The following is a 22,880-nucleotide window of genomic DNA, read 5'->3' as shown; positions in this document are numbered from 1 at the left end:
GCCCTGTCTATTACAGATCCGGGTCCAAGACCTGCCAATTGAAGTTGTAGCTCGTGATCCATGCGCCTCCGAAGGTCCGGCCGTTACCGATCCATATACGGAGCCGACTCGCTCCGTCGACGCGCCACAGGATGTCGAGCTTGCCGTCACCGTTGTAGTCGCCCGTCGACACGATCTCGTAGGGCGAGGACAGTGTCGTGCCGCCTACATCGAGGCGCTGAGCACCGTCCATCAGCCAATATCTGAAATTCTTATCGATATCGCCTTTGTAACGCCAGAGGATGTCGTCCTTGCCGTCGCCATTGATGTCACCGGCGCCCTCTACCGTCCAGTTCTGGTTATAGCTCTCCACCCAATGACCGGCGAAGCCGAGGCCATTACCCAACCACATCCTGACCCTGCCAGCACCCGGCGCGCGCCACAGGATGTCCAGCAGCCCATCACCATTGAAGTCGCCGGTCGCGGCCACCGCGTATGTAGAACTCAGTGTCGTAGACCCCACTCGGTCGCGACGCGCGCCATCCATGATCCAGTAGCGGAAGTTGCCGGTGATATCGCCCTTGTAGCGCCACAGAAGGTCGGACTTGCCGTCCCCATCGATGTCGCCGGCACCCACGACGTCCCAATTCCCGTTGTAAGACGGCACCCAGTAGCCATCAAATCGCCCATCACCTTTTCCGAGCCACAGCCTGAGATCGGCCACCTCCGGATGACGCCAAACGACGTCGCCAATGCCGTCCCCGTTGAAGTCCCCTGTGGCCACCACGCGATAGCCTGAAGACAGGGTTGTTTGCCAGACGTCCGAGCGATCGCTGCCGCCCATCGTCCATATCCGGAAATTTCCGACGATGTCGCCGCCGTATCGCCAGAGAATGTCGGACTTGCCGTCGCCATCCATATCGTGCTTGACGAAGGCGGTTGTGTCTTCGGCCACCGACTGCCGGAACTGCGCGATCACTGGTGTCGCTTGCCTCAGCGACCGGGCGTTGTCGGCCTGGTTGGCCACTCCACAAGCGCGCCCGCCGCACAGAGACACTGAAGGGTTTGAGAACACGCGATATGCCGTTTGACCGGTGTCACCGTAGGCCATGACGGTGTAGAAATCGCCTGCCGCCTCACTGGTCTTGTATCCAAACGAGTAGTCATACGCGCCATAGCTATCGCCGGCGGTCTCCTCGTCGTGCTGCGAACCCATGTTGTGACCGACTTCATGTGCGAACGTTTCCTCACGGCAGAAGTACGTCTTGCCGTCGGCACCCTGATCCTGACCGTCGCTGACCACCGAGTAGCCGAAAAACTCGTCGCTCTGGCTGATGCCCGACTGGCCTCCCCCGATCAGCCACGCGATGCCACAGCCATCGTTCTCAGGGTCCTTGAACTGACGGACAAGTACGACGAGGTCCGCACCGTATTGATCCCGAGCGGCGCGTAGCGCAGTGAAGGCGGGCGCCGGCGTGGTTTGGGTCGAGGGGGCCTTGAAACCCGTCAGCTCCTCAAGCGCGGTCCCGTTGTCCGTCGCATCCGCGTAGGTGACCTGCATGGAGTGGACGAGGCGCAACCGGGCGTCCACCTGGCTGTTGGCATAGGCCTGGTTGGTGATGTCCACGAGGTTGTGGACGCGGGTCGCGGCGGCGGAGGTGCCGCCGCGTGCTGACGCGAAGCCGTTGGTGTAGCCCACCAGCACGTCGACCGTGGTGGCCGCACTCGCAGTGACCGCCTGGGGCTGCGCGCCGGCCATCGCCATGCCGGACGACGCCCCGGATGCGGAGGTCAGCTTGGGCGGCACGAGATAGTCGGGGCCGTCGGGGTGGGTTGCGCTGTTGCGGATATCCGCCAGCTGGCGCGGATCAGCCGAAACCACCCAGCCCGCGCCGTCGGCCATCGTCAAGCGCAGGGGTGGCAGGTCGTTGCCCTGCGGCACGGAGCCGAACACGGCCTCGGGTCCGAAGGTGATCACGGCATCCTGGCCCGGGGCATCCGGGTTGCGACCGACCCAGCTCCAGTTGCCGTCCGGGTGCTCGACGTGGCGCGCGTAGTCCAGCGCGATCGGCGTGCCGTCGGGCGCAGTGATGCGCATCCGGCCGCTCACCACGGCGGCCATCGCGTGTTCTTCGCTCAGGCGTGTGGCGTGCCAGGTGTAGGCGCCGGTGCGTCGGACCACCGGCTCGGCGGGGTATTGCAGCAGGTCGCCGCGATCAGGCGCGCTGGCAAACCCGATGGGCCGCACGCCGTTGACTGGTGAAATGGATGCCGCGTCCGGCGCGGTGGCCGCAGCCTGCTGTTGGCCGTCATCAGCCAGTCCCAGGCCGGCAGACCAGTCATTCGAGCAGCCGGCCAGAACGGCCGCTGCCAGCACCCATGCAAATCTGGTGTTCATCGGCAAACCCTATGGTGAAAGCGAGTGCCGGCGATGCCGGCCGAGGGCCATCCCCTGACCCTCGAGCCCGGAGTCTACGCGGCCTTCACACAACGACACCAAGTACGCCGTCCCGAACCGGAGATATTCACCCGTTCAGGTTGCTGCTGGTTCAGAACAAACTGAACGAGTCAGCTGAACGGGCAGCCCGTCTTCGCCTTGAGTTCGTCCGCATCAACGCCGGGCGCCGTCTCGACCAGCACCAGCCCGTTGTCCGTGACGTCGAATACCGCCAGGTCGGTGATGATCCGGTCCACCACGCCCACGCCGGTCAGCGGCAGCGTGCATTCGGGCAGGATCTTGTGGCTGCCGTCCTTCGCGGTGTGCTCCATCAGCACGACCACGCGCTTGACGCCGGCCACCAGGTCCATCGCGCCGCCCATGCCCTTGACCATCTTGCCCGGCACCATCCAGTTGGCGAGGTCGCCCTGGTCGGTCACCTGCATCGCGCCAAGGATCGCCAGGTCGATGTGGCCGCCGCGGATCATCGCGAACGAGTCATGGCTGCCGAAGTAGCTGGCGCCCTTGCGCGCGGTCACCGTCTGCTTGCCGGCGTTGATCAGGTCGGCGTCGACCTCGTCCTCGGTCGGGAACGGGCCGATGCCGAGCAGGCCGTTCTCACTCTGCAGCCAGACGTCCACGCCGTCGGGGATGTGGTTGGCCACCAGCGTCGGCAGGCCGATGCCGAGGTTCACGTAGGCGCCGTCGGTCAGCTCGCGCGCGGCGCGTTGCGCCATCTCGTCACGGGTCCAGGCCATTACTTCGCTCCTCGCACGGTGCGCTGCTCGATGCGCTTCTCGGGGGTCGGGTTGTGCACGATGCGGTCGACGTAGATGCCGGGCAGGTGCACGTGGTCGGGATCGATATCGCCGACCTCCACCACTTCCTCGACTTCCGCCACGCACACCTTGCCGGCCATCGCGCAGGCCGGGTTGAAGTTGCGCGCGGTCTTGCGGAACACCAGGTTGCCGGCCCTGTCGGCCTTCCACGCCTTGACCAGTGACACGTCGGCAGTCAGCGCCGTCTCCAGCACGTAGTGCTTGCCGTCGAACTCGCGCGTTTCCTTGCCCTCGGCCACCACCGTGCCGTAGCCGGTGGCGGTGAAAAACGCCGGGATGCCCGCGCCGCCGGCGCGAAGGCGCTCGGCCAGCGTGCCCTGCGGGTTGAACTCGAGCTCCAGCTCACCGGCCAGGAACTGCCGCTCGAACTCCTTGTTCTCGCCCACGTAGGACGAAATCATCTTGCGGATCTGCCGGGTTTCCAGCAGCAGGCCGAGGCCGAAGCCGTCCACGCCGGCGTTGTTGGAGATCGCGGTCAGGCCCTTGGCGCCGGAATCGCGCAACGCAGCGATCAGCGCCTCGGGGATGCCGCACAGACCGAAGCCGCCGACGGCCAGCGTCTGGTTGTCGGCCACCAGCCCGTCCAGCGCCGCGGCGGCGCTCGGGTAGACCTTGTTGCGGGGATCGCGCGAAGCCGGCGCGGCGGTGGCCTGGGCCATCGGACAACTCCATTGCGGGATGGGTGGCAAGTCTACCGCCAGTGGTGGACCCGACCGAACCGTACGTTCGGCCGATGCCGGTGCGGCCGGCCGTCAGGACCGCCCGTACACGTCCTCGAGCCGGACGATGTCGTCTTCGCCCAGGTAACTGCCCGACTGCACCTCGATCAGCTCGACCGGCTCGGTGCCGCGGTTGCGCAGGCGGTGGACCGCGCCCAGCGGGATATAGGTGCTCTGGTTCTCGTGCACGTCGAAGACGCGGTCGTCGCAGGTGACTTCCGCGACGCCTGACACGACGATCCAGTGCTCGGCGCGGTGCGCGTGCTTCTGCAGGCTGAGCGCGGCGCCGGGCTTGACCACGATGCGCTTGACCTGGAAGCGCGGCCCCACGCCGATGGAGTCGTAGCTGCCCCACGGCCGGTACACCTTGCGGTGCGACAGGTGCTCGGTGCGGCCCGCGGCATTCAGGGCATCGACCACGGCCTTGACGTCCTGCACCCGGTCCTTGCGTGCCACCAGCGTGGCATCGGGCGTGTCGACGATGACAAGATCCTCGACACCGATGGTCGCGACCAGGCGGCGCTCACTCGCCCGTACAAGGCTGTCCTTGGTGTCGACCGAGATCACGTCGCCCTCGTGGCGATTGCCGTTGGCATCGCGCTCGGCCACCGACCACAGCGACGACCACGACCCGATGTCGCTCCAGCCGCAGCTCACCGGCACCACGGCGGCGCGGTCGGTCTTCTCCATGACCGCGTAATCGATGGAGTCGCTCGGGCTGGCCTTGAAGGCGGCCTCGTCGACACGGGTGAAGTCGAGGTCGGAGGATGCGCGTGCATAGGCCTCGCGGGCCGCGGCAAGGATGCCGGGCGCGTGGCGGCCGAGTTCCTCCAGGTAGCGGGCCGCGGAAAACAGGAACATGCCCGAGTTCCAGGCGTAGCCGCCTTCGGCCAGATAGCCTTCGGCCGTGGCCAGATCGGGCTTCTCGACGAAGCGGTCGATGCGGTAACCGGCCTCACCCAGCGCTGCGCCGCGGCGGATATAGCCGTAGCCGGTCTCCGGATAGTCCGGCTCGATGCCGAATGCCACCAGCCATCCCTCGTGCGCCAACACCTTCGCCTTGGCGACCGCGTCGCGGAACGCGGCCTCGTCCTCGATCAGGTGGTCGGCCGGCATCACCAGCAGGGTCGCGTCCGCGTCCCGTGCGACAGCGTGCAGCGCCGCCAGCGCGATCGCCGGCGCCGTGTTGCGCGGGGCGGGTTCGAGCAGGATGCCGCCACTGTCCACACTGATCGCCTGCAGTTGCTCGCCGACCATGAACCGGTGGTCGTCGCTGCACACCGTGATCGGCGCCTGCGCATCGGGCAGCGCCGCCGCCCGCAACACGGTTTCCTGGTAGAGCGAACGCTCGCCAACCAGCGCGAGGAACTGCTTGGGCTGGTTCTTGCGCGACAGCGGCCACAGGCGGGTTCCGCTGCCGCCACTGAGTACGACCGGATGCAGCATGGGGCACCTCCGTGGGGGCCGACAGCATAGCCGAGGGCCGCGCGACGACTGCGCCGGAAGGCCCGCTCGGCTAGAATGGCCGGCCGCCGGCCCCGGGCCGGGCTCCCGCATTACTCAAGGAACCCCCGCACGATGAAGATCCTCGTCGGCTACAAGCGCGTGGTGGACTACAACGTCCGCATCCAGGTCAAGCCGGACGGCTCCGGCGTGGTCACCGACGGCGTCAAGCTGTCGGCCAACCCGTTCGACGAGATCGCGCTGGAAGAGGCGCTGCGGCTGCGCGACAAGGGCATCGCCACCGAGGTCGTGGTCGCCACCATCGCGCCGGCCGACGCCCAGGCGCACCTGCGAAACGGCTTGGCCATGGGCGCCAACCGCGCCGTCCACGTGGTCGCCGACAAGCCGATCCAGTCGCTGACCGCGGCCCGCACCTTCCTCAAGCTGATCGAGAAGGAGCAGCCGGACCTGGTGATCCTGGGCAAGCAGGCCATCGACGACGACGCCAACCAGACCGGCCAGATGCTGGCCACCCTTTGGGGCCGCCCACAGGCGACGTTCGCGTCCAAGGTCGAAGTGGCCGACGGCAAGGCGACCGTGACCCGCGAGGTCGACGCCGGGCTGGAGACACTCGAGGTCGACCTGCCGGCCGTGGTCACCACCGACCTTCGCCTGAACGAGCCGCGCTTCATCAAGCTGCCCGACATCATGAAGGCCAAGAGCAAGCCGCTCGAGACCATCGCCTTTGATGAGCTGGGCGTGGACGTGGGCGACACGCTCAAGACGCTCTCGCACGCAGCCCCGCCCAAGCGTGGCAAGGGCGTGATGGTGAAGGACGCCGCCGAACTGGTGGCCGCGCTCAAGCAGAAGGGACTGCTCTGACGCCGGCGCATCGTCCAACGATGCGCGCGTAGCAGCCCTTACCCACCGCCATTCGATTCCCGCGGCAGCGGGAATGACGGAACAGGAACCACCCGCCATGTCCAAAGTCCTCATCATCGCCGAGCACCTCAACGGCCAGCTCAACGGCTCCACCGCCAAGTGCGTGACCGCCGCCCAAGCGCTGACGCCGGAGGCCATCGACGTGGTCGTGCTGGCCGCCGACCCGGCCGACGTCGCCGCGCAGGCCGCGAAGCTCGACGGCGTGGCCCGCGTGATCGCCGTGGCCAACCCCGCCAACGAGCACGCCATCGCCCAGGTGCTGGCGCCGCAGGTGGCCAAGCTGGCCGACGGCTACAGCCACGTGTTCGGCCCCTCCACGACCTTCGGCAAGGACCTGATGCCCTGCGTCGCCGCGCTGCTGGGCGTGGCGCAGGTGTCGGACGTGATGGCCGTCGAGGGCAGCCACACCTTCAAGCGCCCGATCTACGCTGGCAACGCCATCGTGACCGTCGAGGCACCGGCCGACCACACCGTGGTCGCCACCGTGCGCACCGCGTCGTGGTCAGAAGCCGGCCACGGCGGCAGCGCCCCGGTCGAGAACGCCTCGGTCGATGCCGAACTGCCGACGCACACCCGCTTTGTCGGCCTGGCCGCCGGCGAGTCCGACCGTCCCGACCTGCAAAGCGCCAAGCGCGTGGTGTCGGGCGGCCGCGGCGTCGGCTCGGCGGAGAACTTCAAGATCATCTACGACTTCGCCGACAAGATCGGCGCCGCCGTGGGCGCCTCGCGCGCCGCGGTTGATGCGGGCTACGTGCCGAACGAGATGCAGGTCGGCCAGACCGGAAAGATCATCGCCCCGGAGCTCTACATCGCCGTCGGCATCTCCGGCGCGATCCAGCACCTGACGGGCATCAAAGACGCCGGCACCATCGTGGCGATCAACAAGGACGCGGACTCGGCCATCTTCGAGATCGCCGACATCGGCCTGGTGGGCGACCTGTTCAAGGTATTGCCGGAGTTGGAAGCGGCATTGGGTTGAGCCGAGCTGATCGAGCGAACCCAGAGTCCAGAGCCGACATGGGAAAGAATGTGATGGTGGTCTTCGGGACACGGCCCGAGGCCATCAAGATGGCGCCAATCGTTCATGCGCTGCGTCAGCTTACTAGCGTCCGCGTACAGGTCGTGGTTACTGCGCAGCACCGACAAATGCTCGATCAGGTTCTCGAGCTTTTTGAATTGCGTCCTGACGCCGATTTGGATGTCATGCGCCACGCGCAGTCTCTTCCAGATCTCACTTCCCGAATCCTGCAGGGAATGGCACCGATCATCGGACGCCTTGAGCCGGATCTGATGCTCGTGCACGGCGACACCACAACTGCGCTGGCGTCTGCACTTGCAGGTTTCTATGCACGGGTACCCATTGGCCACGTGGAAGCAGGGCTGCGGTCTGGCGACATGATGTCTCCTTGGCCTGAGGAGATGAATCGCCGGCTGATCTCTCGGCTCAGCTCTGTCCACTTCGCGCCGACGCTGAAAGCCAAGAACAATCTGATCGTGGAAGGCATCCCAGCGGAGTCGATCCACGTTACCGGTAACACGGTCATTGATGCGCTGCTTCGAACTGTGACCCTGCTTAGTGGTGACCAGCGCGTTGAAGAAAGCGTCGCATCCAACTTCCCGTACCTGTCTTCTGAAAAGCGGCTTATCTTGGTCACGGGTCACAGGCGCGAGAACTTCGGGGAGGGCTTCACGCAAATTTGCCGAGCCATTGCTTCGCTCGCGTCGCGCGATGACGTGCAGGTGGTCTACCCGGTCCATCTCAACCCTTCAGTTCAAGAGCCAGTTCACCGCCTACTTTCTGGTCATGACAACGTCCACTTGATCGAGCCCCAGGACTACCTGCCCTTTGTCTACCTGATGAGGCGGGCGGACCTGATCCTGACCGATTCCGGTGGGGTGCAGGAAGAAGCGCCCTCTCTCGGGAAGCCCGTGCTGGTACTTAGAGAAAATACCGAGCGCCCAGAGGCTGTGGAGGCAGGGACCGTGCTGCTGGTCGGCGCGGAAGAGACCGCCATCGTGGACGCTGCCATCAAACTCCTTGACGACGACGTTGCGTATTCACGCATGGCAGCCAGGCATAACCCCTACGGAGAGGGAAGGTCCGGCGAGATCATCGCGAAGCTGGTTGCAGAACTTTCTACCTGAGTCTCTGTAGGCATGTGACGTTGATGCTTACGCTGCCTGTAGTGCAGCAAACCCGAATCTTGCCCTCATTTCCTCGTCCGAACTGAAGACAGGCGCGTTCTTCGCCAACCATGACAATGCTTGCGCATCATGGGGAGCATGGTTGCGTGGAGTGGTCTGCCCTGGAATGTAGTAGTGCCCCGTGCTGAACGAGAAGCCAGCCGAATCGATTCGACGAGCGCCCGCCGCCGCAGCCAGCAACAGGGCGAGTACGCCGTTTGAGATGGCGAATGGGCCTGTGAGTCCGCCCGACGAGTAGCCTGTAAGCTCAAGTACAAAGCGGGCACGCTGCTCTGCCGTCATGACATCATGCGTTTCCCAAGTAAATCCGAAGTCTCTGAAGCGCTCGGTGTAGTCCTCCAATGTCCCGGGATGCACGAATAGCACCCGCTCACTCCACCGACCGTTCATGTTCCGCAATGTATGGCGGCTCGTCTTGTCAGAGCCCCTGCACACGCCTGCCCCTAGCACGGTCAGGTCAGCGCTCCTCGTCAACCCCAATCCAGCACCATTTGCGCACACGACCGCAGTTTCTTCGTAAGCTTTCGGCAGCATGCGCCCGGGCGCCGAACCAAGCACGGTGCAGTGGGCACCCTCCAAAAATCGGACTACCTCTGGCAGCACGGATTGGAACTTCGGACTCATAGACGCAGCTCCCACGGAGTCTGCTCGCTCATCCAGTCAAATAGGCGTCCGTAGTCATGATCCAGCCACCGCTTGGAGCGATATGCCTTTAGTAACTCCGGATAGTTGTCGTAAACGGGTATATCAATGCCGGACGTTGCTATCAGGCCTTCGATCTTGTGCGTATTTCCTTTGAGAGCTAAAAACGGGGTCCGTGCACGGCACGCCGCGTACACCGCATGGTGCCGGCCGGTGAGCAGTACGCTGGCGCTGCGAAGCGAATTTACAAGGGAAGCCCACGCCCACTCGTGCATCTGTACGTAAGGAACGCTCCACGTCCATTGCGTAGTTACCTTGGCGAAGGTGGAGAGATCCCTGCTGTAGAAATCAGTGAGGACAGCCTCTCCATGAAAGTCCTGCGCTACCACGTCTTCATCAATCGGAAGGAAGAACGATTGGTCAAGTGCCACTTGGCTCGCGACTCCCACTGCTTTTAGCTCGCTCTGGGACAACACCTCCCGGACGCTTACTGTCGCGCACTCCTTGAGGATCTCTGCGGACTCAGCCGAATTGGACTGCCAGACAGTGTTGATGAGGTGCACCTGTTTGCCCTCATCCAAGGCCGATCGGATCTCACGAAGTTTCTTACGGCAGGTGACCGAATCATGATGCATGGAGCCTTCGCCATTCACTACCAGTACGTCGTAGTCCTCATCGGCGGCGACGAGCGTTCCCGCACGCGAACAAGCCGCGGCGATCGATTTGAAAGCCGCCGCCGACCCGCAGTGATACGCGGAATGATCGCCTGCAATTCGGACTCTAAACATGAGGCCAGACACCTATCGACTGAAGTGATGGAAGATACAACCGGGGCGAAATCCTGGCAGGTCCTGACGCTACTCCCCCAGTCTGGCTATGACACAGGATTCAACCCTGCAAGGATTGGGTCATAACGGCGCGTTAGTTCAAGCAGCAGCTCGGAACCAATCCGCTGATCACGCGGCAGCCCGAATGCCACCTCATACATTTTCCGGCTGTTGAAGCCCGCCATTGATCGTACTGCGGGGTCCATTTCACAGAGCATCGTGGCACCCCAGACGCCCATGCGCTGCTCCCAATAGAAGACATCCAGTGCATCGAGTCCTTGCAGGTCGCAGTCGAACTGCGTCCGCTCGATGTACTCCTCGAAGCTTTCCACCGCGAAACGCTTGAATGCCTTGGACGGGCGTTGCACCCGGCGGGTCAGGTAGATTCGGGTGAGCTCGCTGGCCGTGCGTTCGGGAAGCTCAAGGTTGTGGCGGTTGTAGAACCCCCTGAGGATTTCACCCCCATACCCACGCAGGAAAACGTCGCCCGGCTCCATGACCGCGGCCATGTTCGCGGTGAGCGACGACGGTCCTCTCGAGTACCCCGTAGCGGCATCCGTCGCTGCACGCACCTCGGGATCGCGTCCCATGGGGGTGGCGCGCCCCACTTCCAGGTACTGATGCGGCTCGCCCAAGTGCTTGATCATGCGTTCAACGGGAGGACGCTCTTCAGGCGGCAGGCGTCCACCGGCCCATGTAACCAGTCGACAGGGCGCCCGATTCGCACGCAGTGCCGCAATGAGGGAGCGACTGTCGACGCCGCCGGTCAGGCCCAGGACGGCACGGTATCGGCCATCGATATACCCGGCCTGCGCAGCGAAGTACTCGTCGCATGTCGCCAGGAACTCTTCCATGCCGGTAGTGGCCACTGCCTCGCGGGGCCAATAGCGCTCACTGCGGCTGCTGGCCAGATCCAGCCTGTGGTTCGGCACCATCGCGACGATGTTCCGGTACATCGAAAGGTCGCCGGGCAAGTAGCTCGTGCCGCGCTGCTTGTATTCCGGGCTGTCTCGAAACGCCACCGTATCGGCGTCCAAAGCGTCGCCGAATGCCTTGGCCAGCAATGCTGGATGGGAAGCCACGCCCAATGCGCCATCCATACGGTAGTAGATCGACCGTGATCCGAAGGCATCGTGGTAGAGATAGCGCCTGCCGTCACTCCCTTGCACCAGCAGCGCGAATCTCCCGGAGAGCAGGTCCAGCGCCCGGTCGTCGCCGCCGGCGATCGCCAGTAGGCAATCGTCGAGCGTACGAGATCCGTGACAGACGTGCGCATCCCCGACGAGTACTGCTCGACGCCCCTCTTGCTCGACCCGGTGGAGGCCCGCGGCAGCGTCGACGCACAGGCGCAAACCCAGCGCATCTTCTTGCGTCCAGCCGACAGGGGCCGCCTCGGACTGCACGGCCGCCTCTGTGAGGAGAAAGCCAAAGCGATACGGCTCAATGGTTACCATGCACTCTCCAGAAGCGGGATTGCCCGCTTGCGCGGGCAATCATCCAGCTCGATGCGATCTGCGCTTAGGACGCGGTCGTAGGTTCGATCACGGTGAAGTACACCGAGGCGGTAGCCAATTCTTCACGCAGCTTCGGGCCGGCTACACCGTCCCTGACCAGCACGGTGACGGCTTGCGTGCCGGACTTGGTGAACTTGACCCGGGTACCGCCGTACTCCTGCCGCTCCCAGACCTGCTTGTAGCCCGCCGACTGCATGGCGGTGCCTACCTGCTGCACAACGCCGGGAACATCGCCGCCCAATGCTTCGAAGTAGACCTGCCTCTGGTCGCGTTTGGACTTGCTGGTCTGGCGTACCCGGTCGTAGCGCTGGACCACCTCGAACGGGAGGTCAATGCCGTTACCGTCGAAAGTCACGTCAGCGTTGAATTCGGGCGCAGGCTGCGACGCAGGCTCGGCAACCTGTGTCGGCTCTGTGGAAGTAGAGGAGGACGAGTCAACACGGTCGGCATCTTGCGAACCGCATGCCGTCAACGCTACCGCCAGCGCGGCAGCCAACATGGGGGAGTTGCGTTTCATAGTCTTCTCGATTGCAGGGATTAGAGACGGAATGTTCGGTCGTTGGCCGGCAGGCAACCCTTTACGTCGAACACGATTCCGTTGGGCTTGAGCAACGAGTAGATATCCAGGGTGGCGTCGGGCCCAACGAACTCCTGGTGGGCAACCGCCAGCAACACGGCGTCGTACTGGCCGGCTTCTGGGGCGCCGGCCAAAGCCACGCCGTACTCGTGCAGGGCTTCTTCCGCATCTACCCACGGGTCATAGACATCGAGCTGCGCATTGGTATCGGACAGATCCCGCAGTACGTCCACCACCTTGGTGTTGCGCACGTCGGGGCAGTTTTCCTTGAACGCCAGCCCCAGAACCAGTATGCGGCCACCCACGATGTTGAGGCCGGCCTTGGCCATCAGGCGCAGCACCCGGTTGGCCACGTGCGGCCCCATTTCGTCGTTGATGCGGCGCGCAGCCAGGATCAGCTCAGGGTTGTAACCAAGCATCGTGGCCTTATGCGCCAGGTAGTACGGGTCCACACCGATGCAGTGACCGCCCACCAGGCCCGGCACGAACTTCATGAAGTTCCACTTGGTACCCGCTGCGGCAAGTACCTCGTGCGTGTCGATGCCGATGCGGTGAAAGATCATCGCCAGCTCGTTCATCAGCGCGATGTTGACGTCGCGCTGGGTGTTCTCAATGACCTTGGCGGCTTCGGCGACCCGGATTGAGCTGGCCTTGTGGGTGCCAGCCGTGATCACGGTCTGGTACAGCGCGTCGACGAAATCGGCAATCTCCGGCGTAGAGCCGGACGTCACCTTGGTGATCTTGGTGACGGTACGCTCCTTGTCGCCGGGGTTGATCCGTTCGGGGCTGTAACCACAGAAGAAGTCCTCGTTGAACTTCAATCCAGAGGCCCGCTCCAGCACCGGCACACAGACTTCCTCGGTGACGCCTGGATAGACCGTGGATTCGTAGATAACGATGTCGCCCTTCTTCAGCACGCCGCCGATGGCCGCGCTGGACTTGAGCAGCGGATCGAAGTCCGGCCGGCGAGCTGCATCGATCGGTGTGGGCACCGTGATGACGTATACGTTGCAGGCCCGGAGTTCATCCAGTTCCGCTGTGTAGCGAAGCTGGGTGGCCTCCTTGAGCTCTTCGCTCGACACTTCAAGCGTGCGGTCGTGCCCTGCGCGCAGTTCTTCGATGCGGCCCTCGTTGATGTCGAACCCGACGACCGGCATCCGACGACCAAACGCGACTGCCAAGGGCAGACCTACATAGCCTAGACCGACAATGGCCAAGCGAGCTTTCTCGAGTTTCATGCAGATTCCTTTACCTGTGTTCAATTTCTACTGCTCGCAGCGGCACTGACCACGGGTTCGATACGGGGAACGAATCCCCGTGCGTAACTGGCGGTCAGATGATGGCGGTCGCGCCAAAGAATCATATCGTCCTTCATGGCGGGGCAAATCCCGTCACTGCATATAAGTTCGTTAAGCGTGACGAGCTTTACATCGGGTGACCGCCGCGCGGCCGCCAGTATTGAATCTGGCGAGCGTACTGCGACTTCAAGCGGCGTATTGCATGCCTGTATGTCCGCTCGCGGGGAGCTAAGACAGTCAGGCACGTCCTTTTTCATCCAAGGTGTATCGGCGATCACAACTACCGAGTTACCCATCCTCCGCAGCTCAGCCCAACGGCTTTGCAACCCTTTGGCGAGGGCCGCTTGGCTGGCCTCTGACTCTTCGTGCCCAAAGGCCCGGTGCCCCCTAGACTGACTGGTAACCACTACTGAAGGACCCAGCTCAGCGAGCTTGGACATCAGATTTTCGTTCCATTCGGTACACGACTTGTACTCACGCCCACCAACTTGAACAACTGTGTCGGAAAACGCGCATGCTGACTTCGTGAAGCTGAGCAGCTCCCAATCTTTTCTAGCAGCGATCTCCTGCAGGGGCGGGAGCCACTGTGCGGCGTGGGAATCACCTACGAGCACAATTCGAACATCGGAACCCGGAGTGCCATAAGTGCAGAACGTTGGCTCCGCCGAAACCTGATCTGCATGACAGCCGTCGGCATACAGGTCGGGGTTGTCCCTCTTTGCCGCGGTGGCGCGCTGCGGCAGATCTGAGGGAGCAGGGAGGGAGTCCGCGCTAGGAATCTTCACTTGCTGTAGCGCACCTGTTGATTCGAGCGCCCGTCCGAAGCTCGGCGACAGCGTTCGCGAGTACGTGGCGGTCAAGTGCGCAGCTCCCCGGTAGACCACCACATTGCCGACCACTGCGCCGCACTCCTGCGAAGTACAGATCGCATCCGTCAAGTCCAGGAGCATACTGCTGTCCCGATCGCCTGATGCGAACAGTATCGGATCCAACTTCCGCACAGCCCGGCTCCGGGGCCGCGCGCACGTCCTGATCGTAGCTGCGGCGAGACATTCCCTATCAATGGTAGGCGTGCTCCGTATGAGCGCCGTCGGTATGTCCGCCTCCGCCATTGTGCTAACAAACGAGGCAATGCCCTTCCCGAGCTTCTCGGCTCGGTCCTTCCCACTCGATGCCTCCAGAATCTTGTTGGTAGGCGCCTGCGCTATAAGCACGAGATCCGGCTTCCATTCAATCAGCTTCGCAGCCATGTCCGAGCGCCACCTCACGCATGCATCGAACACGTTTCCTTTTGCATCAAGCGGCGTCACGTCGCCCAGCGCACAACCGGTTTTGACGACTACGCGCACATCCCACTCGTTCAGGCGCCCCACCTCATCAAGAGCTGGCTGCCACTGGGCCGCGTAGGTATCACCTACGAGGACCACACGCGTATCAGAATCCTTGTTGCCATACGAGCAGACTTTGACGGAAGTGTTATTCCCGCGGGACATGCAGCGGCTGCGATAAGGTGCGGGGACATCTGCGACGGCAGCGTCAGGTGCAGGAAGCAGGGGTGCCTGCTTGACCACTTTGCCGTCGATTAGTACTGCAGCACCGGGATTCTTGGAGACAGGCGCGGAGTTCGCTAGTACGTCCGGCGATGCGATTGCATCATCGCTCAGCCAAGCCTTCGGTGCGGCCCAAGCGGCGGCGACCGTAACAGCAATACAACCTGCCGCGATGGCGGACGCACGCACGACCCGCCCCCCGCCCGGGGCCCCATGGCGGAACGTGTCCTCCACGAGGTGCTTGGATTGGTGCGCCAAGGCGCACGAGACCGCAAGGAGGGCAACGCCGTCCACGAGCCCCGGCGCGCGTCCCGCAACGGCCGTGTAGAAGATGATGACGGGCCAGTGCCACAGGTACAGCGAGTAGGAGATATCGCCCAGGTACTGCAACGGCCTCAGCCGCAGGAGCCGGTACGAGGCCAGTGGATGCGCCGAATCCCGGGCCGCCAGGACCATTGCCGTGCCAAGCACGGGCAGTAGCGCGGTGTAGCCGGGAAACGGCGTGGTCTTGTCGAAGGTCACCAGCGCGGCGCCGATCATGGCAAGACCGAGCCAGCCCAAGCCAACCCGCGCCATACCCGACAGCGACTGCCAGCGCACGGTGACTGCGAGAAGACCACCGATGCCCAGCTCCCACGCACGCGTCAGCGTCGAAAAGTAGGCGACGCCAGGGTTCTCGTACGTCAGCCACACGGAGTAGGCCAACGATGCGAGCACGACGAGCAACGTCAGCCCGGCAAACACCTGACCCGGCCGCTTCAACCACTTGGACGGGAGTGCGCCGACAAGCAGCAGCACCAGCGGCCAGAAGATGTAGTACTGCTCCTCCACCGACAGCGACCAGAAATGCATTACGGGGCTGGGTGCCGACTCGGCCGCAAGGTAGTCCACTGCCTGCGCCGCCAGCCACCAGTTCTGCACGTAAAGGGCACTGGCGACGATCCCCCCGGTGGTGTCTTCCCACCGCGTCTGCGGCAGGAGCGGCAGCAGGAACGCCACGACGACCAGCACCAGCGCCGCTGCCGGCAGCAGTCGCCTGATACGACGCACGTAGAACTCGCCGATCGAGATCCGACCCAACGCCTGGAGGTCCCGAAAGAGGATCCCGGTGATGAGGTAGCCCGAAATGACAAAGAAGACGTCGACGCCCACATAGCCGCCTGGCAGGGCGTCGGGCCAAATGTGGAAGACGAGCACCGCAAGGACTGCAATGGCGCGAAGCGCCTGGATCTCGAACCTGAAACCGCCGCCTGCCAACCCGGAAACGGCTGAACGTGACGCAACCGATGTACTTCCCATGCCTATTGAACCTGTTCGGATTGGTGGCCGGCGCCCAACAACGCCTGGACGCGGGATACATACGACTCGTGGCTGAAGTGACTACGCACATGATCCATCGCCTGCTGGCGACGCCGTTCGTATTCCTCGGGGTCTGCGTGTAGCGAGCGCACAAGCGCCGCTACTTCGCCGGGCTCACAGTACGTCGCACCGACCCCGAACACTGCCTTGAACTTGTCTGGCAGGATTACCAGGCATCCACTGGCGATCGCTTCAAGGATCGACCTGCCGAACGCCTCGACGATATTTTCGTTATCGAAGTAGACGAAGAAGTCGAGTCCGTCCAGGAAGTCCTTGACGTCCTGGGAGCCATACGCACTCAGCGCCCAATTCGCGGGTATGTGTCCGTCGAGGATCGCCGGGCACGTCTTCAGCCCGCCCATGATACGAACATCGATGTCGTCCGTCTCCGGATATGCCGCCAGCAAGTCCTCTGCACGTTCAGGGAACTTCAGAGCGTGGTCACGGGAGTAGCGCCCTATGACCGGCCGGCTGCCAGTGATCCTGGCACGCGTGCACTGCCAATCCTCAAGGCGGAGGATGCCAGGCATGTCGGACGGATCAAGCAGGGAAGACGGCAGCAGAGGCTCGAGCGCCGCGCGTACATGCGGCCCTTGTGGCGCCCAGACGGGATCGATGCCAAGCAACTGACGTGCATTGGCAATGCAGTCCGTAACGTTGTAGCGAACGTCGCTACCATCCATTTCGCTGGGCGCCTGATTTGCGACCAGCACCGCCCTCGTGATTCTCCACTTGCAGCGCCCCGCTTCGGAAAACTGCAAGATGGGCGGGTAGCGAAGTATTACCAGACTCACCGCAACATCGTCGCTGGTGTTCAGCTGCGTCACGACACCTTCGTGGATCAAACGGCGGACAGGTTCACAGAGAGGAAGCTTCTCCTTTCCCATGAACCTGAACGCCTCCATCTGGCAAACGGCAATCCGCTTGCCTTCATCGTGGAGTGCCTGAATCTCCTCAAACATGGATTTCTGCGGGCCGCCGAACTGTCGCCAGTCCCCACAGAACACCACATCGAATGGCTCGGGCGAGATCGTACGATCTACGCTGAAGCGCGAGGGGGCGGGAAATCTCCTGGCCCCGACCTCGGAGCCAAGAAACGCGGACGCACTCCCCGCTCGTATTTCCTGATGCCAGAGTTCGTAGGCCTCTCGGTAGGCACTTCGTGCCGGATGCCGCCATCCGGGCCGGAACTCAGCCCTGGACAGCGAATTGCTCTCCACCCGCACGAGTGCGAGGGGCTGTTTTGGCTCCAGCTCAAGTGTCGGAACGTCGAACGCCGCAGCGATTCTCAACGCATACTCTGTATCCGCGGCCTTTCGCACGCTGTCGAAGAAGCCGACGCGCTCGAGCACCGGGCGGCGGCGGATCATAAGCGACGATGCATTGCCCTGAATCGACGCACTACCCGGTTGAGCGAGCACCGCACGGGAATCGATCCGAACCGCTGAACTACGCGTAGCCATCAACGACGCATCATCCAGAAGCTTCAACGCCTGCAGCTCGATGCGTCGAGGATGACTGTAGTCGTCCGAATCCTGGAACGTGATGAAGTCACCTGACGCTACGTCCATCGCCGCGTTGCGCGCGACGTAGGTTCCCTGGTTGACCGCCTGGTGGATGATGCGGATCCGCGGATCAAGCTGCCGGCATTGATCGAAGATGGACATGTAGCCTGGTGGCGACGCATCGTCGACGACGATGATTTCCACGTTGGTCCAGCTCTGCGCAACTATCGACCTCAGGGAAGAGATGAGCGCCTCATTCGGCCGCCATGCGGTGACGACGACGGAGACAAGCGCCTCTGAAGTGCGCACGGAAGGCTCCACAGAATCGAAAACGATACGATCGAATCGAGTGCGGTTCACAGCCGGTGGCAGCAAACCCATCCCCTCAAGGCCCCAGCGAACGAACAGCTCGTTGAAGGCACCCAGCCACTGCGGTTCGTCGGCACCGAGGACGTCCGGATGCTGCAAGTCGATTGCAGCGAGGAGGCGGTCCTGGCTGTGGAAATCGAGCGACTTCAGCCACGCTGCCGCCAGCCCGAAGCGTCCGAGACCGACAGCCGTGTCAAAAAGAAGTCGGCCCCACTTGCGCGGCACTACCGCCGCGCCATGCGTATCCACGACCGCTTCGAAAATCGACAACCCGTTGAGGCGGTCATCAGGACGCAGGCTTTGGAGCACCAGAATTCGTGCAAGGCGTATCGCGAAAGCTGGATCCAGCCCCCCCAGCGCGGAACGCGCGGCATGCTTGCGGGCCCCAGACCGGAACGCCTCCGCATGGCGCTTGATCTCCGACAATGACAGTTCGCCCCGTGAAGCGAGCCATGCCAGCAGTTCGCGGCCATTTTCAGATCCGGTGCGCAGGATCGTCGCGTCTAGGCGTTCCGTGTCCTTGCTGAGACTGTGGCCGTCAGCACCGCGAAGCGCGCGACGTGCATGGTCGATGAGAACGGCGGTACCGCGCGCTGGCAACTGGAACGCGCTGCTCGGCTGGACGCTTGGGTTCGCGCGCCTCTTCGGAGCAGTGGCCGCAGCTTCAAGCCAATCCATGCGCGCTGACAGGTAGCGCCTGCCCCGTACAACTTGATCGATGAATGCACCGGAATCTCGGGCGAACCGCGCGATGACATGGACTACGTCGTCGATGTCCGCCGCGACCACCGAGCCTTCAAGATGCTGGGCCTGACCCGGAGGCATGAGCACAACGCAGCCGCTGGCCATTGCGCGTAATGCGTGCAGCGCATCCGGTGCGGCGGACGGCTCGCTGTTGTAGTGCACATAGAAGTCGCAGCCTGCCAGGAACAACTCTGGGTCCGTGGTGGCTGGGTCGTAGAAGGACCAACTGCGCGGGAGCTCCCGCCCTCGAAGAATTGCGGCAAGCTGCTCCTCGCTTCCCAGGAATCGGACGGGCAGTTTTCCATCGGGAGGGTAAGCGGCCAGGAGGTCTTCCACACGTTCTGGCAGTTCGCCGGGCAGCCCCTGCAAAATGCGCCCTATGACGGGCCGGCGGCCTTCCAACAGGCGCGCTGGAGCTCTCCAGGAAACCGCATGAACCGTGGGCTCGTGGTCACGCGCATACAGGCATCCCTCGCCCAGCACGGCCGCCACACCGGGGCGCGCAATGGCGCTGGCGCGCCACATGGCCGCCACGCCGAAGGCGTCCTTCAAATTGCGCTGACACGCCGCGGGGTCATACCAGACCCGTCCATCGCTATTGACGACGGGCTCTTCGGCTATGACGCGGATCGTCTTGGCCCGAAGTTGCATCCGGCCGGGTCCAAGAAACATCACGACTTCCGGCCGACGGATGACCAGCCGTCCCACGTGATCGCTGTCGGTGGCCAGTACTTCGGCCACCACCCCATCGTGAATGAGTCGAGAGAGTGGCTCCCAGTAGCGGTCGATCGGTTCGATCGACATGTCGCGAAGTGATCTCAGGTGCAGCAGGCCCACCCGAAATCCCCGGGAGACCGCAACATTCACCTCGTCCAGCAGTGCCCGCAAATGTGAAAGGTTGCCAACTCCTCGTAGGTCATCTCCAAAGACCACGTCGTGGGTGGCCACAAAGGCGTCCTCGGTGGACTGCGACGCAATCTGGAATCGCGCCGGAATCGGGAACGCGCGTGCGCCCGAGCCCTGGAGACGCAAGAGTTCAGGCTCGCCCCAGCAGCGGGAATGCCAGAATTCATAGGCTCGCCGATAGGCGGACCGCGATGGATGCCGCCACCCTGGCCTGAACTCGGAACTGGACAACGATGCCCGGGAGGTGCGGATTAGCGCCAGGTACTGGCCCAGGACGCGATGGCTGCGCTCGCCGAAGGCGCGCGCCATGCGCAACATGAATTCGGTGTCACCACCTTTTCGGGTGTCATCGTAACCACCCAGCCGTTCGAGCACCGGAGTTCGCCTGAACATCAGGGACGATGCGTTCTCTCGCACCGCCATCATGCCGGGGGCATTGAAAACCAGCGTAGGATCGCATCTGACGGCATGACTGGTGGTGGATACCAGATGCGCGTTCTTCAGCAACTTCCTGACCTGCAGCTCGATTCGTCTCGGGTGGCTCCAGTCGTCTGAATCCTGCCCCGTGACGAAGTCGCCTCGCGCCTCCCGCAGGCCCGCATTCCGCGCGAGATAGGTGCCTCCGTTGACAGGCATCCTGATCAGACGTATGCGCGGGTCTTGGGCGCAGACCTCCTCCAGTAGAGGTGTGAACTCCACAGGCGAGGCGTCGTCTACGATCAGGATTTCCAACGGCCTCCAAGACTGCTGCAGTAGCGAGCGCACGGCCGTGACAAGGCCCTGGTCGGGGCACCATGTCGTCACAATCACCGTTACCAGGGGGCCTTGATCCACGGCCGAGACCGGGGCGGCTGCCAATCGGTCGAAGGGTGCCAATGCCCCGTCGTGCAAATGGACTGGAGCAGCCACTCCGGACTTTTCGAAGACTTCGCTGAAGTGCATCCGCCAAGTCGGCTCATCCGCAGACGGCACGGAACCATAAGGGTTGTGAAGGTCCGCAAGCGCCATTCGACGATCGACGCGCGTCAGTTTCAGGCTCCGTGCAAGATCCTTCGCGGTGGCGTATTCGCCCGCCGCAAATGAGAGGTTCTGGTACAGACGTGCGTGATCAGAGTGGAACGCCTCGGCACCGGCCTGGGTATATACCCAGTGCATAATGGACAGTGCTTGGTCTGCATCGGCTTCCTCGTGGGCTTGAAGCGCGAGCGCGCGCGCAAGCCGTACGAGGTGAACGGGATCGACAATTCCACCCGATACCTGGGCAATAGTCTTCAGGGTAGTGCCACGCACCGAGACGTGTTCCAGCACTTCGGACAGCCTCATCCGCCCATGCGTCGCCCTGAGCGCAAGCAGATCGATTGCGCGCCTCGACGACGTGCGCAACACCAGTCGATCAAGTACACGATCATCCGGCAACTGCGCCGCAATCTTGAGGTATGTCCTCAGGCTGTCCGCGTAGCGACCTTTCCGGCGCGGCAGGCGCTGGAAGCCCAGACCCGTACTCTCCTCCGGTGCCCGGGACTCGGACTGCGCGGGACCTGCGGAAACTGCTCGCATTGCCTTGGCTCTCTCCAGTGGACCCATCACTGTGTCCCAGACCATCCAAGCGCAACCGTTCGCTCACCCCACATCAAGTGATCCTTTGATATCTGGGGGAACGCATCAATCCAGCGCTCGAGGGCTTCGCGCTCCTCGGGCCTGTGCATGTCATCCAAGACAATCGTCGCATTGCTTGCCAGCGATCCTGCAAGGAGCGGAAGCGCCGGATATCTGGCGAGCGGCCCGGTCGCCTTCGGAGGGCCGTCTACGAGCAGTAGTTCAACTTCACGCAACCCCTCCCACGCTTCGCGTGCATACCACTGAAACGCCCCTCCCTGCAGGTCAAACGACTCCAGCGGGGCGTGGCGCACATCAGCGACCTCGCTCAGGCCATGCCGCGCAAGCTCTGCTCGGGTTTCGGCAGCGAAATCCGCATGGTGCTCCAGAGCGATCACCCTTCCGCCGTACTTCCCCATGGCGTAAGCAAGCCAGACGGTAGAAACCCCACTTCCACACTCGACAACGAGTCTAGGTGACACGCGCTCAACGAACTCGAGCAGGCGCAGCAATGTGGACGGTTCGAGTGACCAGCCCGACATCAGGGGAGCAGCTGCGCGTTGATCGAATCTCTTGCGAACGTCCTCCATCGCCAATGCGTCATTGAGGACCTCGTACCTCAGGTGCTGCCCGACGATCTCGCGCTCAATCTTCCGTATCGGCGGCACAACTTCGCCATGGAACAACTTGAGCTGATTTCCCAGCTCGACAACGTTATTGGCAAGTACATCGTGCTTGCCTGCCGCGCTCGCCAGTCCACGCGAGTGGCCCAAAACCTCTTGTCTGGTCGACTGAAGCTGCTCCTCCAACCCAGAGTGGAGACGGCACTGCGTCGAAAGCAGCTCTTCGAACAAGCGGCGCGCTTCACTTGAGTTCTCCGCATCGCGAGTCGTCAAGTGCTCAGTCAGTTCCGTGACAATTGATTGCGTCGAAGCACCGACACTTGCAAGCCGAGCCTCGACAGCCTGGACCAGCGCCTCCAGCTTAGTCGCATGCTGGAGTGACCCATCGACTCTCTCGGCGAGCAACGCTGAATTTCGTGCAGTTGATTCCTGCGCATCCAAGAGCTCACGGAAAGACCCCAGCACGAGCGTCCGCAAGTCATGAACGCCCCCTCGACGCAACATCGTTGCCAGCTCGCTCTGGGCGGTTGCCATCTGTTGTAAGGCGTCGCTAGCCCGTCGTGCTTCCATGGCTGCATCCGCGGCCATATGAATGTGATAACCCACCCTGCGATACGTACCGGCAGCGATGCCAACAACTACAAGCGCCAACAATACAAGCGACGCCGCAAACCACCTGATGTCCTCACTTGCCACTCCGTAAACTGCTGCGCAGATAGCCACTAGGAGGAGCACGCCTGCTGCGACCCGCTTGGGGGTGAGCACTGGCATCCACCGAGGAATTCCAATTGCCTTCATGATTACAG

Annotated in this window: 15 protein-coding genes; 3 read left to right on the top strand and 12 right to left on the bottom strand. The window is 63.0% G+C overall.

The features are described from left to right. Window positions 1–10: 10 nt before the first annotated feature. From K6753_RS02505 to K6753_RS02490, 4 genes are all read right to left on the bottom strand, one after another. Window positions 11–2,377, bottom strand: a complete 2,367-nt coding sequence (locus K6753_RS02505) for a reprolysin-like metallopeptidase (protein WP_223674596.1) — start codon at window positions 2,375–2,377, stop codon at window positions 11–13. Between the two features lie 170 nt (window positions 2,378–2,547). Then, entirely contained in the window at window positions 2,548–3,174 is a 627-nt protein-coding gene (locus K6753_RS02500; protein ID WP_223674595.1) for a CoA transferase subunit B, read from the bottom strand. Continuing rightward, on the bottom strand, window positions 3,174–3,914 hold the full coding sequence (locus K6753_RS02495; protein WP_223674594.1) for a CoA transferase subunit A: 741 nt from the start codon (window positions 3,912–3,914) through the stop codon (window positions 3,174–3,176). The genes K6753_RS02500 and K6753_RS02495 overlap by 1 nt, the downstream gene beginning before the upstream one ends. A gap of 93 nt (window positions 3,915–4,007) precedes the next feature. Beyond that, window positions 4,008–5,420 (bottom strand): mannose-1-phosphate guanylyltransferase/mannose-6-phosphate isomerase, encoded by a 1,413-nt coding sequence (locus K6753_RS02490; RefSeq protein WP_223674593.1) that lies wholly within the window; start codon window positions 5,418–5,420, stop codon window positions 4,008–4,010. Between the two features lie 132 nt (window positions 5,421–5,552). On the opposite strand from K6753_RS02490, the gene K6753_RS02485 reads away from it, so the two are divergent. The 3 genes from K6753_RS02485 to wecB all read left to right on the top strand — a co-directional run bounded on the left by K6753_RS02485 (window position 5,553) and on the right by wecB (window position 8,504). Further along, window positions 5,553–6,299 (top strand): electron transfer flavoprotein subunit beta/FixA family protein, encoded by a 747-nt coding sequence (locus K6753_RS02485; RefSeq protein ID WP_223674592.1) that lies wholly within the window; start codon window positions 5,553–5,555, stop codon window positions 6,297–6,299. A 97-nt stretch (window positions 6,300–6,396) separates the two neighbouring features. Continuing rightward, window positions 6,397–7,338: an electron transfer flavoprotein subunit alpha/FixB family protein gene (locus tag K6753_RS02480; protein WP_223674591.1), complete on the top strand. Its 942-nt coding sequence runs from the start codon at window positions 6,397–6,399 to the stop codon at window positions 7,336–7,338. 38 nt (window positions 7,339–7,376) lie between these two features. Next, window positions 7,377–8,504, top strand: coding sequence for a non-hydrolyzing UDP-N-acetylglucosamine 2-epimerase (wecB, locus tag K6753_RS02475; RefSeq protein WP_223674590.1), 1,128 nt, complete (start codon window positions 7,377–7,379; stop codon window positions 8,502–8,504). Between the two features lie 27 nt (window positions 8,505–8,531). On the opposite strand, the gene K6753_RS02470 is transcribed toward wecB, so the two are convergent. The 8 genes from K6753_RS02470 to K6753_RS02435 form a co-directional block, all read right to left on the bottom strand. Further along, complete coding sequence (locus K6753_RS02470; protein WP_223674589.1) at window positions 8,532–9,188, bottom strand: hypothetical protein; 657 nt, start codon at window positions 9,186–9,188, stop codon at window positions 8,532–8,534. Further along, complete coding sequence (locus K6753_RS02465) at window positions 9,185–10,006, bottom strand: polysaccharide pyruvyl transferase family protein (protein WP_223674588.1); 822 nt, start codon at window positions 10,004–10,006, stop codon at window positions 9,185–9,187. The genes K6753_RS02470 and K6753_RS02465 overlap by 4 nt, the downstream gene beginning before the upstream one ends. A 74-nt stretch (window positions 10,007–10,080) precedes the next feature. Then, window positions 10,081–11,487 (bottom strand): asparagine synthase-related protein, encoded by a 1,407-nt coding sequence (locus tag K6753_RS02460; protein WP_223674587.1) that lies wholly within the window; start codon window positions 11,485–11,487, stop codon window positions 10,081–10,083. 64 nt (window positions 11,488–11,551) lie between these two features. Next, window positions 11,552–12,064 (bottom strand): hypothetical protein, encoded by a 513-nt coding sequence (locus K6753_RS02455; protein WP_223674586.1) that lies wholly within the window; start codon window positions 12,062–12,064, stop codon window positions 11,552–11,554. Between the two features lie 20 nt (window positions 12,065–12,084). Continuing rightward, window positions 12,085–13,362, bottom strand: a complete 1,278-nt coding sequence (locus K6753_RS02450; RefSeq protein WP_223674585.1) for a nucleotide sugar dehydrogenase — start codon at window positions 13,360–13,362, stop codon at window positions 12,085–12,087. A 20-nt stretch (window positions 13,363–13,382) separates the two neighbouring features. Continuing rightward, window positions 13,383–16,271, bottom strand: coding sequence for an acyltransferase family protein (locus K6753_RS02445; protein ID WP_223674584.1), 2,889 nt, complete (start codon window positions 16,269–16,271; stop codon window positions 13,383–13,385). 2 nt (window positions 16,272–16,273) lie between these two features. Continuing rightward, window positions 16,274–21,439: a glycosyltransferase gene (locus K6753_RS02440; RefSeq protein ID WP_223674583.1), complete on the bottom strand. Its 5,166-nt coding sequence runs from the start codon at window positions 21,437–21,439 to the stop codon at window positions 16,274–16,276. Further along, window positions 21,439–22,872, bottom strand: a complete 1,434-nt coding sequence (locus K6753_RS02435; protein ID WP_223674582.1) for a class I SAM-dependent methyltransferase — start codon at window positions 22,870–22,872, stop codon at window positions 21,439–21,441. Before K6753_RS02435 ends, K6753_RS02440 begins: the two co-directional genes overlap by 1 nt. Window positions 22,873–22,880 lie beyond the last annotated feature (8 nt).

The sequence above is a fragment of the Novilysobacter selenitireducens genome (genome assembly GCF_020026895.1).
Taxonomy (GTDB): Bacteria; Pseudomonadota; Gammaproteobacteria; order Xanthomonadales; family Xanthomonadaceae; genus Lysobacter_C; species Lysobacter_C selenitireducens.
Note: the sequence above shows the minus strand (reverse complement) of the source record. Positions and strands in the feature narration are given on the sequence as shown.